The organism is Planosporangium thailandense (assembly GCF_011947195.1).
GTDB lineage: Bacteria > Actinomycetota > Actinomycetes > Mycobacteriales > Micromonosporaceae > Planosporangium > Planosporangium thailandense.
The window spans coordinates 41,407-56,632 of sequence record NZ_JAATVY010000002.1 but is presented as its reverse complement, the minus strand read 5'-3'; the positions used below and the strand labels follow the sequence as shown (position 1 = coordinate 56,632).

16 protein-coding genes, 1 pseudogene and 1 riboswitch are annotated in these 15,226 nt (G+C 71.4%); of the genes and pseudogenes, 10 read left to right on the top strand and 7 right to left on the bottom strand.

The features are described from left to right. Positions 1-4: 4 nt before the first annotated feature. Positions 5-667: a UbiX family flavin prenyltransferase gene (locus HC031_RS03045; protein WP_167923619.1), complete on the top strand. Its 663-nt coding sequence runs from the start codon at positions 5-7 to the stop codon at positions 665-667. Here the strand turns inward: HC031_RS03045 and HC031_RS03040 are convergent. Further along, positions 664-852: a BldC family transcriptional regulator gene (locus tag HC031_RS03040; protein ID WP_167923618.1), complete on the bottom strand. Its 189-nt coding sequence runs from the start codon at positions 850-852 to the stop codon at positions 664-666. The genes HC031_RS03045 and HC031_RS03040 overlap by 4 nt on opposite strands. A 170-nt stretch (positions 853-1,022) precedes the next feature. On the opposite strand from HC031_RS03040, the gene HC031_RS03035 reads away from it, so the two are divergent. After that, positions 1,023-1,481 (top strand): AsnC family transcriptional regulator, encoded by a 459-nt coding sequence (locus HC031_RS03035; protein ID WP_167923617.1) that lies wholly within the window; start codon positions 1,023-1,025, stop codon positions 1,479-1,481. Here the strand turns inward: HC031_RS03035 and HC031_RS03030 are convergent. Continuing rightward, complete coding sequence (locus HC031_RS03030) at positions 1,478-2,071, bottom strand: putative glycolipid-binding domain-containing protein (protein WP_205862207.1); 594 nt, start codon at positions 2,069-2,071, stop codon at positions 1,478-1,480. The genes HC031_RS03035 and HC031_RS03030 overlap by 4 nt on opposite strands. Before the next feature lie 13 nt (positions 2,072-2,084). Next, a pseudogene (locus HC031_RS03025) lies at positions 2,085-3,389 on the bottom strand (DEAD/DEAH box helicase); the annotation flags it as partial. Between the two features lie 355 nt (positions 3,390-3,744). Between HC031_RS03025 and HC031_RS32825 the strand changes: the two are divergent. After that, positions 3,745-4,125 carry a hypothetical protein gene (locus HC031_RS32825; RefSeq protein WP_240942075.1) on the top strand — a complete coding sequence of 127 codons (381 nt, stop codon included), beginning with the start codon at positions 3,745-3,747 and terminating at the stop codon, positions 4,123-4,125. A gap of 765 nt (positions 4,126-4,890) precedes the next feature. Here HC031_RS32825 and HC031_RS34235 read toward each other — a convergent pair. Then, a complete protein-coding gene (locus HC031_RS34235; RefSeq protein WP_167923616.1) occupies positions 4,891-6,387 on the bottom strand; it encodes an NlpC/P60 family protein in 1,497 nt (498 codons plus the stop codon). 332 nt (positions 6,388-6,719) lie between these two features. Between HC031_RS34235 and mqnE the strand changes: the two genes are divergently transcribed. After that, on the top strand, positions 6,720-7,889 hold the full coding sequence (gene mqnE, locus HC031_RS03010) for an aminofutalosine synthase MqnE (RefSeq protein WP_167923615.1): 1,170 nt from the start codon (positions 6,720-6,722) through the stop codon (positions 7,887-7,889). Here mqnE and HC031_RS03005 read toward each other — a convergent pair. Next, on the bottom strand, positions 7,863-8,753 hold the full coding sequence (locus tag HC031_RS03005; RefSeq protein ID WP_167923614.1) for a DUF559 domain-containing protein: 891 nt from the start codon (positions 8,751-8,753) through the stop codon (positions 7,863-7,865). The genes mqnE and HC031_RS03005 overlap by 27 nt on opposite strands. Positions 8,754-9,011: 258 nt before the next feature. Between HC031_RS03005 and HC031_RS03000 the strand changes: the two genes are divergently transcribed. Further along, positions 9,012-9,437 (top strand): hypothetical protein, encoded by a 426-nt coding sequence (locus tag HC031_RS03000; protein ID WP_167923613.1) that lies wholly within the window; start codon positions 9,012-9,014, stop codon positions 9,435-9,437. Positions 9,438-9,442: 5 nt separating this feature from the next. After that, positions 9,443-9,751: a DUF4229 domain-containing protein gene (locus tag HC031_RS02995; RefSeq protein WP_205862247.1), complete on the top strand. Its 309-nt coding sequence runs from the start codon at positions 9,443-9,445 to the stop codon at positions 9,749-9,751. 6 nt (positions 9,752-9,757) lie between these two features. On the opposite strand, the gene HC031_RS02990 is transcribed toward HC031_RS02995, so the two are convergent. Further along, the gene (locus HC031_RS02990; protein WP_167923611.1) at positions 9,758-10,063 is read right to left on the bottom strand and encodes a YbaB/EbfC family nucleoid-associated protein; all 306 of its coding nucleotides are present in this window, start codon (positions 10,061-10,063) and stop codon (positions 9,758-9,760) included. 96 nt (positions 10,064-10,159) lie between these two features. After that, positions 10,160-10,235: riboswitch (cobalamin riboswitch) on the top strand. A 110-nt stretch (positions 10,236-10,345) separates the two neighbouring features. Here HC031_RS02990 and HC031_RS02985 point away from each other — a divergent pair. The 4 genes from HC031_RS02985 to HC031_RS02970 all read left to right on the top strand — a co-directional run bounded on the left by HC031_RS02985 (position 10,346) and on the right by HC031_RS02970 (position 14,349). Next, positions 10,346-11,215 carry an ABC transporter substrate-binding protein gene (locus HC031_RS02985; protein WP_167923610.1) on the top strand — a complete coding sequence of 290 codons (870 nt, stop codon included), beginning with the start codon at positions 10,346-10,348 and terminating at the stop codon, positions 11,213-11,215. Further along, positions 11,212-12,213: a FecCD family ABC transporter permease gene (locus HC031_RS02980; RefSeq protein ID WP_420813591.1), complete on the top strand. Its 1,002-nt coding sequence runs from the start codon at positions 11,212-11,214 to the stop codon at positions 12,211-12,213. The genes HC031_RS02985 and HC031_RS02980 overlap by 4 nt, the downstream gene beginning before the upstream one ends. Further along, positions 12,210-13,001: an ABC transporter ATP-binding protein gene (locus HC031_RS02975; protein ID WP_167923609.1), complete on the top strand. Its 792-nt coding sequence runs from the start codon at positions 12,210-12,212 to the stop codon at positions 12,999-13,001. Before HC031_RS02980 ends, HC031_RS02975 begins: the two co-directional genes overlap by 4 nt. Positions 13,002-13,209: 208 nt before the next feature. Then, positions 13,210-14,349, top strand: a complete 1,140-nt coding sequence (locus HC031_RS02970) for a fibronectin type III domain-containing protein (RefSeq protein ID WP_167923608.1) — start codon at positions 13,210-13,212, stop codon at positions 14,347-14,349. 96 nt (positions 14,350-14,445) lie between these two features. Here HC031_RS02970 and HC031_RS02965 read toward each other — a convergent pair whose 3' ends face one another. Next, complete coding sequence (locus HC031_RS02965; RefSeq protein WP_167923607.1) at positions 14,446-15,222, bottom strand: VOC family protein; 777 nt, start codon at positions 15,220-15,222, stop codon at positions 14,446-14,448. Between the last annotated feature and the right edge of the window lie 4 nt (positions 15,223-15,226).

Below are 15,226 nucleotides of genomic sequence, written 5' to 3'. Positions count from 1 at the left end.
CGGCATGCGTCGGCCATGGATCGTGGGGGTGTCCGGAGCGTCGGGAACGCCGTACGCGGCCTCGGTGCTCGGCGCCCTGCTCGACGCCGGCGAACCGGTCGACCTCATCGTCTCCCGCGCCGCCCGGCTGACCCTGCTCGACGAGACCGGGCGGCCGTTCCGGGACGCGCACTGGAAGGACGACCTCGCCGCCTGGCTGGGCGGCCGGGACCTGTCCGGGAGCGACGTGACGTACTGGTCCGCCGGTGACCTCGCCGCCGGACCGAGCAGCGGCTCGTACCCGGCCCAGGGCATGGTCGTGGTGCCGGCGAGCACGGCGTCGTGCGCCGGCATCGCGATCGGCCTGTCCAAGGACTTGCTTCAGCGCGCAGCGGAGGTCAACCTCAAGGAGCACCGGCCCGTCGTCGTAGTGCCCCGCGAGACCCCGGTGACCCGCAGCCACCTGGAACACCTGATCGCGCTGTACGACGCCGGCGCGACCGTGCTCCCCGCCAGTCCGGGGTTCTATGCCGCGGGCGCGAACGCGTCGGCCCAGCAACTGATCGACTTTGTCGCCGGCAAGGTGCTCGATGCGATCGGGGTGCCCCACACGCTGTTCACGCGGTGGAGCGGCAAGCTGGGTGGGGCCTCGGGCGACCGGACAGTCCGGTCGCCCGAAGCCGACTAGGCGTTGAGCGCCGCTTCGCCTTCCAGCAGAGCCCGAACCTCGGACTCACGGAAGCGCCGGTGCCCACCGGGTGTGCGTATGCTGCTGATGCGGCCAGCGGCCGCCCACCGCGTGACGGTCTTCGGATCCACACGGAACAGTGCGGCCACCTCACCCGGCGTGAGTAGACGATCTGCCGCCTCCACGGCCCCCTCCTTACGTCTGCGAAGGCTTCGCCCCCGATATCCCCTGGTCAAGCCCTCGTTGGGACGTACGCCCATTAGAGCACCGCGAGCGTGTCGTGTCCGAGAAACAGAGAAATCGCACCCGTTGAGCAATTCGCAGCACCCGGCGGGCAACCGACTAGGGTACGGACGTGGACGCAATCGACCGGCAACTCGTCGAACTACTCCGCGGTAACGCCCGGCTGTCGTACGCCGAGCTCGCGCGCCAGGTCGGGCTGTCCGCCCCCGCGGTGCACGAACGCGTGGGAAAGCTGGAGGCGTCGGGGGTGGTACGCGGCTACCACGCCGACGTGGACCCGGAGGCCGTGGGGCTCGGGGTGACCGCGCTGATCGGGGTCGTGCAGGACAGCAGCAGCGGCGACATCGACGACGTGCTCGACACCGTACGGGACATGCCGGAGATCGAGTCCTGCTACTTCATGGCAGGCGAAGAGTCTTTCCTGCTCAAGGCCAGGGTTGGCACGATCACCGAGCTGGAGCACCTGATCGTGCGGCTCAACCGCACGCCCGGCATCGCGCGTACCCGTACCGCCGTCGCGCTGTCGACGAAGTGGGAGGGACGCCCCCAGGCCACCCGGGAGCCGTCCTAGCGCGTGGCGAGCCCGGGATACCGGACGACGTACCCGTCCTCGTCAAGCTCGAGGTCGGCGGTGAACGAGCCCGACGCGTACCGCACCCGGCCGGGCCCCAACGCGGTGTAGGTCTGCGCGTTCGCGATCACCGTCAGGCTCGGCAGCAGCACCCAGGCGGCGACGATCTCGACCGTACCGGTGATCAATCCGAGGCGGCGCAGCGGCAACGTGTTGGTCAACGGCGAGTTCTGCAGGTCGATGTCGAGCACGTCCACCAGCAGGTCCGGGTCCTCGGCGCCCGGTTGCAGCGCGTTGGGCTGACCGGCCGCCGTGAGGTCGCCCAGCTCGGAGGCGGTCACCCGCCACCGCCCGTCGACCCGCTCCATGTGCAGCTTGCGCTGCCAGCCGCCGCCCTCGGCCACCGCGTCGAAGCGGGTGGTGAGCCAGCCCGGGGAGGTGTCCAGTTCGTACCTGCACTCGTACGGCACGGGCCCGGCGGCGAGCGCGACGCCGCGCGCGGTCAGCCCGCGCCGGTCGTCGAAGACGACGTGCTCGGCTCCGTGCACGTCGGTGCGCTGCCACAGCAGCGTCCGTGGCAGCACAGTCATGCCCGACAGGTTAGCGACGTGGTGCACCGCCCGCATGGCGGGCGGGGCGCGCCCGGTCCCGAGGGCCGGTGCGGTGGTACGGCCGCCTGGGCGGGCGCGTCACCTCCACCACGACCGGCACGCCGCTGGGCTGCCGCGCGCCGGTCAGCTCCGCCAGCTCCGGATCGTCGGGGCGGACCCGTAGCTGGCCGGGTTCGATGCCGGCATTCTTCATCATGATGGCGGTGCTCTTGCGCTGCCGGGGGAGCACCAGCGTGACCACGGTGCCGGCCTCACCGGCGCGGGCCGTGCGGCCGGCCCGGTGCAGGTAGTCCTTGGGATCCTTGGGCGGGTCCACGTGCACGACGAGGTCGACCCCGTCGACGTGGATGCCCCGCGCCGCGACGTCGGTCGCCACGAGCACGTCGAGGGCGCCTTCCCGGAAGGCGGCCAGCGTCCGGGTCCGTACCCGCTGGGTCTTGCCTCCGTGCAGCCCGCCGGCCCGCACACCGACCTCGGTGAGCTGGTCGGTCAGCCGGTCCACGGCAAGCTGGGTCCGCACGAACAGGATCGTCCGGCCCGTCCGGGCGGCGATCGCCGCCGTGACGGCGAACTTCTGCTGCGCCGGGATGTGCAGCAGGTGGTGTTCCATCGTGTCGACGGCGGCGACCGCCGGCGCCACGGCGTGGGTGACCGGATCGGTCAGGAAGCGCTCGACGAGCTTGTCCACGTCGTTGTCCAGCGTGGCCGAGAACAGCAGGCGCTGGCCATCGGACGGGGTCTGCGCGAGCAGTTCGGTGACCTCGGGCAGGAAGCCCATGTCGGCCATCTGGTCGGCCTCGTCGATCACGGTGACCTCGATCGCCGCCAGCGAGCACGCACCGCGGCGGATCAGGTCGCCCAGCCGACCCGGCGTGGCGACCATGACGTCGACGCCGCGTTCGAGGGCGAACAGTTGCCGGTCGTACGGCGCGCCGCCGAAGGCCGTCATCAGTCGCAGGCCGATCGACCGGCCCAGCGGTGCCAGGACGTCGCTGACCTGCATGGCCAGCTCGCGGGTGGGCACGAGGACGAGCGCCTTCGGGCGGTGGGGCGAAGGCTGACCGGTCTGCGCCAGGCGCGCGAGCAGCGGCAGTCCGAACGCGAGCGTCTTGCCGGAGCCGGTCTGGCCCCGGCCGAGCAGGTCGCGTCCGGCGAGGGCGTCCGGGATCGCCGCCTGCTGGATCGGGAACGGGCTGACGATCCCGTCCGCGGCGAGCGCCCGGACGAGGGCGCCGGGCAGGCCGAGGGTCGCGAACGTCGCCTGGTCGACGTCGAGGTCGACCGGGGCATCGAACATGGAGGGGTACGCGCTGAAGTCAGCGGACAAGTGAGACCTTCCGGAGTGGGAGCGGGGCGCTCCTCTCCGGCTCTGGCCGGTCGGCGCCCGGGCACGCCGCGTTCGCGTGCCGTGCATGAACGATCAAGAGTAGCCGGCGGGTGGCCGCGACCGGGGCGCCGGTGGCGAGTCTCACGTCGGTGCGGCCGAGCGGCCCGTGCGCTCAGCCACCCTTCAGGCGTCATTCAACCGCCCCAGCCGCCCTTCAGGCGTCCTTCAACCGCCCCAGCCGCCCTTTCAGCCGCCCTTGAGGATGCCGAGCAGGGCGTTGCGGGCGAACACCGCGACCGTCAACCCCGTGATCACCACCACGGTCATGACGACCGTCATGATCACCACCACCCGGGTCGTACGGGACTTCGGCGGGGGCGCGGCGATGCCCTGGCTGAGGATGTGGCCGGTCAGCGAGCCGGAAACCTCCAACGGGCTCATTACCGGCGGCTCGCCCGTCACGACGCTGCTGCCGTACACCGTCCCCTGCGCGGGCCCGGACAGCACCGACGGCGGCCATGCCGGCAGCGACGGCGCCGGGGCAGCCGCCTGGGCCGTCGTGCCCGCGACCGAAGGTGGCGGCGGCGGGAACGGCGGGACCGGGGCCGGGCCGGGCGGCGTGGGCGGCGGTGGCACCGGCGGCTGTGGCGGGTACGGGGGGCCCGGCTCCGGCTGGGGCGCTGGTGGCTCCGGCGGGACCGGATGAGGCGGTGTGGGTACCGGCGCGGGTGACGGGAACGGCGACGGACCAGGCGGCGGTCCGGCCGGCTCGGGTGGCGACGGCGGCGCTGGTGGCGAGACCGGCTCGGGTGGCGACGGCGGCGCTGGTGGCGAGACCGGCTCGGGTGGCGACGGCGGCGCTGGTGGCGAGACCGGCTCGGGTGGCGACGGCGGTTCGGCTGGTGCGCCGGGCCCGGGTGCGCCGCCCCGAGTCGGACCTGCCGTGTCGGTCGCGCCGACCCGGTACGTCCGGGGCTCCGGCCTGCTCCGCCGCGCGGCCTCGGCCAGCTCGGACGGCGTGAGCTGGACGGCGCCGGGCACGGATGCCCGCGCCCGCGTCACTGGCCGTGCCCGTTTCGGGGCCTGCCGGGCGGGGGCCGCCTGCTCAGGGATCTGCGTCGCGGATTGCTCTTCGCGCCGTGGCTGGTCGAACGCGTTCCAGGTGTCTCCGGTGCGGTTCTGACCCGGTATGCGCGTCGGCAGGTCGGCGGGGACGGTCCCCTGACCAGCGCGCACGTGATCGACCTGGGGGACTTCGTCCTCCCCCTGGTCGAGCGCGGTACGACCCTCGCGCGCCGTCACAGCTTCCCGATCGTCCATGTATGCCTCCCAGGCCTACGCCCCGGGGCGGCGTACCGGCCCCAGAGATTGCCCATCTTCACGGTCGCACATCGGTGCACGTGATGCATGAGCGGCATTCCGGATGATGTCCCCTTTACCACGGTCACCACCCAGGAGGGGGAGCGTGCGGCTACGGTCGCGCGGCGTTCGAACCGGTCGGCGACGTTCCGGTCGACCGCGAGGCGGAGGCGGTGGCCGACGTGGGCGCGGAGGCCGATTTGGACGTCGTGGTCGGGGCGGATGCCGTCGTCGAGGGGCTCGACGACGGCTTCGGCGTTGGACTCAGCGACGTCGAACCCGTCGGGTCCGCCGGTGTCGAGTTCGGCGGCGGGTTCTTCGCCGGCGCGGGGGACGAGGCCGAGTCCGACGGCGAGGGTGTGGGTGACGGCGACGGCGACGGCGGGTCCGACGGCGACGGTGACGGCGAGGGTGAACCCGACGGCGAGGGGGTGGGCGAGGGCGACCGCGAGCCCGACGGCGAGGGTGTGGGTGTGGGCGAGGGCGACGGGGCCGGGGGCGGTGTGGGACGCGGCGACGGGGTCGGGGACGTGCCGGGCGCGGGTACGGCGTCGAAGACCCGCGTCGCCTTGTAGAACTCCGACCACCAGACCGGCGAGACCTTCACGACGTCACCGGTCGTCGGCGCATGGACCATCTTCCCGTTCCCGACGTAGATCGCCACGTGGTGCACGGTGCGCCAGTCCGACTTGTCGGTGGCGAAGAAGAGCAGGTCGCCCGGCAGCAGGCTGTCGACCGGCACCTCCTTGCTCCTGGTGGCGTAGTACTGGTCGTTGGCCACCCGGGGCAGGTTGGCGCCGACGTCCGGCCGGGTGTACGACCACAGCACGAGCCCGGAGCAGTCGAAGGTGGTGGGGCCTTCGGCACCCCACACGTACGGCGACCCCAGCTTGTCGAGGGCGTGCTGTAGGGCCCGCTTCGCTTTCGGGTTGGCATCCATGCCCTTGACCGCGGTGCCGATGTTCAACCCGGCGCCGAGGGCTGCCTGCTGCGTGTCGAGGGCCGCCAGCTCCTGCTGGTACGCCGCGGCGTTCTCGGTGCGCAGCGCGGTGAGTGTGGCGTTGCGCTTGTCGTAGTCGGCCTTGGCGCTGTCGCGCGTACCCGTCAGCTGGTTGGCTCTGTCGGCCGCTGTCTGGTACGCCGCGAGGGCCGCGCGCTCGTTCGCCTCGGCGCGTTCCAGCTCGCGGGCGGTTGCCTGACCGCCCGGCTGCTGGCCGAGTCCGGGTGCGAGCACGGACAGCTGGTGGAGGTCGGTGGCGAAGCGGTCGAGCGGGCCGAGCGCTGCCGCGGCCTTGTACGCCTCGCCGGCCTCCTGCCCGACCTGGTCGCGCAGGACGGCCAGGTCGTCGGTGGCCCTGGTCCACGCGGCGTGGGTGGCTTCGACAGTCTCCTGCGCCGCGGCCAGGTCGGAGTCGTACTTGCGAAGCTGCTGCCCGACGGTCTCCAAAGCGATGCTCTGGGTCAGGATCTCCTGGCCGCGCGGTCCGGGCTCGGCTACCTGAGGTGCGGCGGCGGCCGTGCCGCCCGTGGCGACCTCGGTGCCGTTCGGGGACGTGCCGGGCGGCTGGAGGGCGCCCCCGGCGACCGGCCGTGAGCCGGCGTCGGGCACTCCCGGGGGTACGGGGTCGGCGAACGCGGGCCGGGGGGTTAACAGGCACAGTGCAGTGCAAATCGCCGCCGACCATACGAAACGGCGTTTACTGCCGGTTGGTGCCTGATGGTGTGCCATGCTGCCTCCCCTCACTGGTGTCTACCTGAAGCCAGTGACGCTTGTGAACCCGCCCCGGGGCAACAGATCGAAACTTGGCGGTGAATCCCAGTACTTTGTGGCCGGAGTGACCATGTCACCTCCCCCGTGGAGCTGTCCGATCGGAGGACGTACGCTCGGTTACGGGACGCCGGCTCCAGGCTTGGGTCTCTGGGGGAACGCAGGAGGTTGTGGTGGACGCTGGGCTGCGACGCGAACTCGAAGCCAAGGTGTACGCGGGTGAGCGGCTCACGCGCGAAGACGGCATCGCTCTGTACGAATCGGATGATTTGGTGTGGTTGGGGCGTCTGGCCCACCACGTGCGGACCGAGAAGAACGGCGACCGGGTGATGTTCAACGTCAACCGGCACCTCAACCTCACCAACGTGTGCTCGGCGTCCTGCGCGTACTGCTCGTTCCAGCGCAAGCCGGGCGAGAAGGACGCGTACACGATGCGCGTCGAGGAGGCTGTCCGCCTGGCCCAGCAGATGGAGGGTGAGCAGCTCACCGAGCTGCACATCGTCAACGGCCTGCACCCGACCCTGCCCTGGAAGTACTACCCCCGCGTGCTTCGCGAGCTCAAGGCGGCCCTGCCGGGCGTGAACCTGAAGGCCTTCACGGCGACCGAGATCCACTGGTTCGAGAAGATCTCCGGGCTGCCCGCCGACCAGATCCTCGACGAGCTGATCGACGCCGGGCTGGAGTCGCTGACCGGTGGCGGCGCGGAGATCTTCGACTGGGAGATCCGCCAGCAGATCGTCGACCACAACACCCACTGGGAGGACTGGTCGCGGATCCACCGCCTGGCGCACCAGAAGGGCCTGAAGACCCCGTGCACGATGCTGTACGGCCACATCGAGGAGCCCCGCCACCGGGTCGACCACGTGCTGCGACTGCGTGAACTGCAGGACGAGACCGGCGGCTTCCAGGTCTTCATCCCGCTGCGCTACCAGCACGACTTCGTGGACTCGGCGGACGGCAAGATCCGTAACCGGATCCAGGCGAAGACGACCATGGCGTCGCCCGCGGAGTCGCTCAAGACGTTCGCCGTGTCCCGCCTGCTGTTCGACAACGTGCCGCACGTCAAGTGCTTCTGGGTCATGCACGGGCTGTCGGTGGCCCAGCTGTCGCTCAACTTTGGCGTCGACGACCTGGACGGCTCGGTCGTCGAGTACAAGATCACGCACGACGCCGACAGCTACGGCACGCCGAACACGATGCACCGCGAGGACCTGCTGCAGCTCATCCAGGACGCGGGTTTCCGGCCCGTCGAGCGCAACACCAAGTACGAGGTCGTCCGCGAGTACGACGCGCCGGTCCCGCAGGCCGAGCGGCGCTCAGTTCCCCAGGACGTGTGGGCGTAGCGCTGCCCGTACCTGCGTGGCCACCCGGTCGGGGTTTCTGAACACGTCGTCCGCCGTGAAGCGGAGGACCGTCCAGCCGAGCAGTCGCAGCCGGTTGAGTCGGGCGACGTCCCGCTGAAACTGCCGACGGTCGCGGTGGTGGTCCCCGTCGTACTCGATGCCGAGCCTGAGCTCCGGGTACGCGAGATCGAGCCGGGCGTTCGCCATAGGCACCGGGTACTGCGTGAGCGGCTCCGGCAGTCCGGCGAGTACGAGGATCAGGCGCAGCCTGGTCTCCATCGGGGACTCCGCCCCGGGTACCGCCAGCCGTAGCGCCCTCCGGGCCTGCGCGCCTCCCGGCCAGTGCCGCCGTTCCTCGGCGTACCGGATGAGCGTCGGGAGGCTGAGGTGCCCGGTGTTGAGCAGGGCGTCGACCGCGACGACGCCCGATACCAGGTCCGGGGTGCGAGCAAGGTCGAATGCGGTGCGCAGCACCGTGGTGACCGGCATTCCGGCGAGCTGTTCGATGTCGCTGGCCGGGAGATTCACGCGTTCCACCCGGAGCGCGGGCCGGGGACGTAGGGAGACCGACCGCGGCACGGCTACGTCGACCGGCGGCTGTCCCAGGGGCAGCACGTCGGCGAAGTGGAGGTAGGCGGCCGACGTCCGCGCGATCGCCGCGCCCGGTGGAAGGAGCAGCGCCGCGGCCCGGCACCACATGCGGTGGTCGAGCACGGTGTCGGCGGACAGGTACACGTCGCGGAACAGTCGCTGCCACGCGGATCCGGTCAGCCGGGCTCGAGTGATCAGACCGCCGCGGATGGCGACGCTCCCGCGGAAGGGGGTGCCGCGCAGTCGCCATGGAACCTGGGCTCGGGTGGGCATCCGGTCAGGGTGCACCGCCGGCCGTGGGGCTGGCCCACCCTGTGGATAACCGGCCCGGCAGCTGTGGAAGACGCTGTGGAAAACATGCTCACCCTGTGGGTAACGCCAAGATCCTGTCGGCGTCCGCGTTACTGAAGTCTCAATCGCCCCGAGGCCTTCGTAACGCAGACCCGAGGTGGATCTTGAAGGATGGGGCCGTCGGGGGCTGACAAGGGTGCCGGCGGCCGGATGGCCGCGGTCGCGTACCCTCGTCTGGGCATGAGTGAGACGACGTTCCCGCGCCGCGACTCCGACGGTCGGGTGATCCGCTTGACCGAGCTGCTCGCGTGGGTGGCGGTCGGTCTGCTCATCGGGTTCGTGGTGCTGCTCCTGATCGACGGCCTGTCGAGCCTGCTCCGTCTGGGCCGCTTCGGTCAGCTTTCGGGCTGGCTGGCCGGTATTTTGCCGGTCTGGCTGTTCGTCGAGGAGTTCCGGGCCTGGCACTCGGTGGCCGGTCGGGTCGGGGCGGCGCTCGTCTCCGGCGTGCTGGCGGTCGTGTTGGGGTTCGCGGCGGCGCTGGCGGTGAGCATCGCGCTGCCGCCGCTCGGCTCGGGCGCCATCGGCGCCGCCATCAGCGCGTTCCTCTACGGAGCGCTCTGGTACACCGGGATCAGGTGGCTAGCAGACAGGGGTGTCCCGCGGTGAGTCCCATGATGAAGTACTCGTTCGCCCGCGTCGGGTTGTTCGTCGTGGTGGCGGCGATTCTGATCGCGCTTCCGATTCCGCTCAACCCGCTGCTGAAGTTGATGATCGCCATCATCATTTCGGCGCTGCTCGCGCTGGTCCTGCTGCGTGGCATGCGCGATCAGGTGGCCGCGCAGATGGCCGGCGCGGCACAGCGGCGCTCCGACGAGAAGGCGCGGCTGCGCGCCGCGCTGTCCGGTGACGACGAGCGCCCGGACGCGGCCGGGGAGGCGCGCCGCGACGCGCACGGCGACCAGGAGACGGACACCCAGTAGCTCCCGCTACCCGAACGCTTCCGGCCCGCCCGTACCCAGTACCGGGTCCATGATCTTGTCGGCGAGCGCACCGTAGGAGCGCTGGGCGGCGGTGATCGCCTCGATCACCTCGGCGGCGAGATCCTCGGGGGACAGTCGCATCGCCGCCGGTGCGATGCTCAGGCCGAGCACTCCGCCACCGGGCCCGGTGCGGGCGTGTACGAGCCCGGACCGCGACGAGGCGGCCGCGGTCGCTTCCGCGAGATCCGTCTGCATCCGGACTATCCGGTCCACCTGAAGCTGCGCGTCCCGTGCGATGGCGTCCAGGTCCATGGCCGCACAGTAACCGCCCGGGCGGGCGAGCAGGCGGTGTCCAGGGTGATATGTCCATGGTGTTACTGTCCTGCGCGAGACCGCCGCCGCAGCGAAGCCGGTGTGAACCCGGCGCTGTCCCGCAACTGTGATGCTCCGCCGGGCCGATCGGGTCCCGGCGGGACGAGCCAGGTCGCCTGCGCAGCCGGTCGCGATCCGCGCCCTCGAGGAAGGGCGCCTCGCGGACGGGACGCTCCGGCGCCCGGCCGGCGAAGCGTCTGTCCTCGTACCACAGGAGGACTGATGCACCGCCGAACATCCCTGATCGCCATCGTGACCGCCGCGGCGCTCGCGTTGACGGCGTGCGGGGGCTCCCAGCCGAAAACCACGCCCAAGGCGGCCGAGCCGAAGGTGGCACGGATCGTCTCGCTGTCGCCGACGGCCACCGAGATGCTGTACGCGATCGGTGCGGGCAAGCAGGTCGTCGCGGTCGACGACCAGTCCGACTATCCGGCCGGCGTGCCGAAGACCGACCTGTCCGGCCTCAAGCCGAACGCGGAGGCGATCGCCAGCCGTAACCCGGACCTCGTCGTGGTGTCCGACGACACCGACAAGATCGTGGAGCAGCTGAAGCAGCTGAAGATCGACGTGTACGTGGCGCCGGCGGCCAAGACGCTCGACGACACGTACGCGCAGCTGACCGAGCTGGGCCGGCAGACCGGCCACGCGAGCGAGGCGGCGAAGACGGTCACCGGCATGAAGAACGACGTCGCCACGATCGCCAAGAGCCTGCCGCAGCGGTCGAAGAAGCTCACGTACTACTGGGAGCTCGACCCGACGTACTACTCGGCCACCTCGCGGACCTTCATGGGCTCGGTGCTGGGCCTGGCCGGGCTGACGAGCATCGCGGACTCCGCTGGTGACGACTACCCGCAGCTGTCCGCCGAGGCCATCGTCAAAGCTAACCCCGACCTGATCTTCCTGGCCGACACGAAGTGCTGCCAGCAGAGCACCGCGACGGTCCAGGCGCGGCCGGGCTGGGCCGAGATCGCCGCCGTCAAGAACGGCCGCGTGTACGGCCTCGACGACTCCGTCGCCTCGCGGTGGGGTCCGCGTACCGTCGACCTGCTGCGTGACGTCGCCGACGCGGTGGCCAAGGTCCCCGCGGCGTGACCCTGCGCAAACGCTGGTTCGCCGCTGGTCTGGCGGCGGTCGCGGTGGCGACCGTCGCCGGGCTCGCGTTCGGGCCGGTGCGGCTGTCGCCGGTCGGCGTCGCGCTCGAACTGCTGCACCTGCACAGTGGACTGACGCCCCGCGAGGCGGCCATCGTCACCGAGCTGCGGCTGCCACGCGTGGTGCTCGCCCTGCTCGTGGGCGCCACCCTCGCCCTGGCCGGCGGCTGCTACCAGGGGGTCTTCCGCAACCCGCTGGCCGACCCGTACCTGCTCGGCGTGGCGGCCGGCGCGGGCCTCGGCGCCACGGCGGTCATCGCCGTCAAGCACAACGCCGGGTCGCTCGCGGTCCCGCCGGCGGCCTTCGGTGGTGCGCTGGTCGCCGTCGCCCTCACGTACGTGCTCGGCGCCACCGGTACCCGCTACCGCACCCCGGCCACGCTGATCCTGGCCGGGGTGGCGGTGACCAGCTTCCTCACGGCCGGGCAGACGTATCTGCAACAGCGCGACGCGGGCACGATCCGCGAGGTGTACTCGTGGCTGCTCGGCCGGCTCAGTACGGCGGGCTGGCACGACGTGCTCCTGATGCTGCCGTACGCGGCCGTGTCGGCGGCGGTGATCCTCGTACATGGCCGCTCGCTCGACGTGCTCGCCGTCGGCGACGAGGAGGCCACGAGCCTCGGCGCGAACCCGCAGCGCACCCGCGTCCTTCTCATCGTCGCCGCGTCGCTCGGTACGGCCGCGGCCGTGGCGGTGTCGGGGCTCATCGGGTTCGTCGGGATCATCGTGCCGCACACCGTGCGGCTGCTGGTCGGCACCGGCTACCGCGCGATCCTGCCGCTGTCGGCCCTGTTCGGCGGTGCCTTTCTCGCGCTCGCCGACCTCGCCGCGCGACTGGTGCTGGCACCGGCCGAGGTCCCGATCGGGGTGGTGACGGCGTTCCTCGGCGCACCGTTCTTCATCGTGGTGCTGCGTACCGTGCGCCAGGGTTCGGTATGAGCACCGCCGCGTCCGGTGGGAACACCGTCGAGGTCCGGGGTGTGACGGTCGCGCTGGACGGCCGGACGGTGCTTAGCGGGGTCGACCTTGACGCCCGTGCCGGCGAGTGGCTCACCGTGATCGGACCGAACGGCGCCGGCAAGTCCACGCTGCTGCGCGCGGTCGGCGGCGCGCTGTCCTTCACCGGGTCGGTCACCATCTTCGGTACTTCCACCGCCGACCTCGCCCGTCGCGCGCGGGCCCGGCTCGTGGCCACGGTCCCGCAGCAGCCGACCGTGCCGCCGGGCATGGTGGTCGAGGACTACGTGCTGCTCGGGCGTACCCCGTACATCCCGGCGCTGGGCCGGGAGTCGGCGGCGGACCGCGCGGTGGTCCACCGTGTCCTCGAACGGCTCGACCTGACCCGGTTCGCGTCCCGGCCGTTGGCGCGGCTGTCGGGTGGGGAGCGGCAGCGGGCGTTCCTGGCCCGGGCGCTCGCTCAGGAAGCGCCCCTGCTGCTGCTCGACGAGCCGACGACCGCGCTCGACATCGGCCATCAGCAGGAAGTGCTCGACCTCGTCGACGAACTGCGCCGCGATCAGGGCCTCACGGTGCTGGCGACCACGCACGACCTGTCCGTGGCCGGCGAGTACGCCGACCGCCTGGTGCTGCTCGCCGAGGGCAGGGTGGCGGCCGCCGGCGCGCCGGCCGAGGTGCTGACCGAGGAGCTGCTGTCGCGCCACTACGGGGCCCGGGTCCGGGTACTGCCCGGCGAGCACGGCCCCCTGGTGGTCCCGGTTCGCTGGTAGCGGCGGCGACGTTCGCAACGTCGCTGCTCTCGATTTGCACCCGAACCGCGCCCGACTTCTCCGGAATGTCCGGTTCTGGCCGGTATATGGTGCGGCCCTCGGCAGTTCATGCCGGCAGGTTGCTGGCAATACGGGGGGAGTCACGTCGATGGTCGGTGTTGGGTTCCACAAACGTGGTGGGGGGCGTCGCCGCGCTCGGGCGGGAGCCGTGACGGCACTCGCCGCGGTCGCGTCCCTGGGGTTCGCGGCGCCCGCGGCGTTCGCCGCTCCGCCGCCCAACTCGCCACAGCCACCGACGGGCAAGCCGCTCATCACGGAGGGGACGCAGCCTTCGCCGGCGTCGCGGTTGGCGTACTTCATGTGGCATCCCGCGGGAGAGGTCGACTGGGGTACGGGTACGCCGCACACGTGGGTGATCCAGCTGACAACGCCCAAGGGCGCGACGGTGACTGAGAACACCTGCGTGGGTGAGGTCGAGGACAGCGGCGGGCTCAACGACTGCTCGTTCGTCGGCAGCATCGACGGCACGTACACCGTGAAGGTGACGGCCAAGACGCCGGTCGGCACCAGTACCGAGTCAGCGACCGAATCGGTGACGGTGAAGCAGACCGTCTTCGCGCCCGGCAAGCCGCAGAACCTCAAGGCGCTGCCGGGGCCGAACGAACTGGTGGTGTCCTGGCAGCCGCCGGCGGATCCGGGCGACGGTGTAGCGAAGTATCACGCCGAGGCGGTCCTCGTAAACGGTCAAGCGGATGCCGGCAGCTGTGAGACGGCTCAGCTGACCTGCACTATCAAGGGGCTGAACCCCGGCACGTCGTACGACGTCTGGGTCTTCTCGGTCGGCGCGCAGGGCGACCACGACCCTGAGCCGGCCGAGCTCCAGAACGTCAAGCCGCTGGCCCCGGTCACCAGTCCGCCGACCCCGCCGGCGTCGGTGCCGTCGTCGGCGGGCAAGGTGACCGCGCCGAGCAGTTCACTGACGAGCGGAAAGTCGGTGACGCTGTCCGGTAGCGGGTATGCGCCCGACAGCCCGGTGCAGATCGTGGTGTACTCGTCGCCGAAGGTGCTCAAGACCGTCACGACCGACGGTACGGGTTCCTTCTCGGTCAGTGTGACGCTGCCGGCGGGGCTGACCGGTTCGCACACCCTGGTGGCCGGCGGTGTCGGCCCGGATGGCGCGTACCGGTACCTGACGCTCCCGGTCACCGTCAGCGCGGCGGGTACGGGTGGTACCGGCGGGGGCCTGCCGATCACCGGTCAGTCGGTTCCGAAGCTGGTGGTGACGGCGCTGCTGGTGCTGGCGTTCGGCGTGGTGCTCGTCCGCCTCTCCCGGCGACGCGCCGCATAGCACTCTGAATTCGGCCGCCCGCGCCCGGCATCACAGCCGGGGCCGGGCGGCCGTTTCCATTTCCTACGGGCGTTCCTAGGGCGTTCCTACGGGCGCTTACAGGGAGGCCAGTAGCGCAGGGGCCAGCTGCAGGACCCGGAAGGCGGCGCCCTGCGGATCGGTCAGCTGCGCGTACGTGCCCAGCCCGATGTCGGTGGGCGTCAACTGCGCCTTCGCGCCGAGATCGAGGGCCCGTGCGGTGCTCAGCGCGCAGTCCTCGACCAGCACCATGACCGTCCAGTGGCCGGGGACCGCCCCGCCCGACCGCGGGTTCAGCTCGATCATGCCGGCCAGGGTCCGGTCGTCGCGGTACCACTCGGTGTAGGTCGTACCGTCGGAGGTCTCCATAGGACGGTGAGACCAGCCGAACACGTTGCCGTAGAACGTCTTTGCCCGCGTCGGGTCGCCGGTGGCGAGCTCCGACCAGGATACGGTGCCGAACTCGTCGGCCACCTGCGCGCCGGGGAACCGCAGTCGCTGCCACACGCCGAACGCCGCGCCGCCCGGGTCGGCGACGATCGCGATCCGGGCCGCGTCGCCCAGCTCCGTCGGGCCGGCGAGCACCGCGCCCCCGTTGTCACGCACCATACCGAGCGTCGCGTCCGCGTCGTCGGTTGAGACGTACGGCAGCCAGCCCGCCCGGCTGCCCTGCTCACCGACCCGCAGCCCGGCGACGGCCCGATCGTCGAGGTAGAAGTTCACGTACCCGTCGACGGATCCGGCGCTGGAGGTCCAGCCGAACAGGGATCCGTAGAACTCCCGGCTCGCGTCCGGGTCGGGCGTGGAGACATCGGTCCAGCACAGCGATCCAGCTGGATATCCTCTGATGCGCATGGCA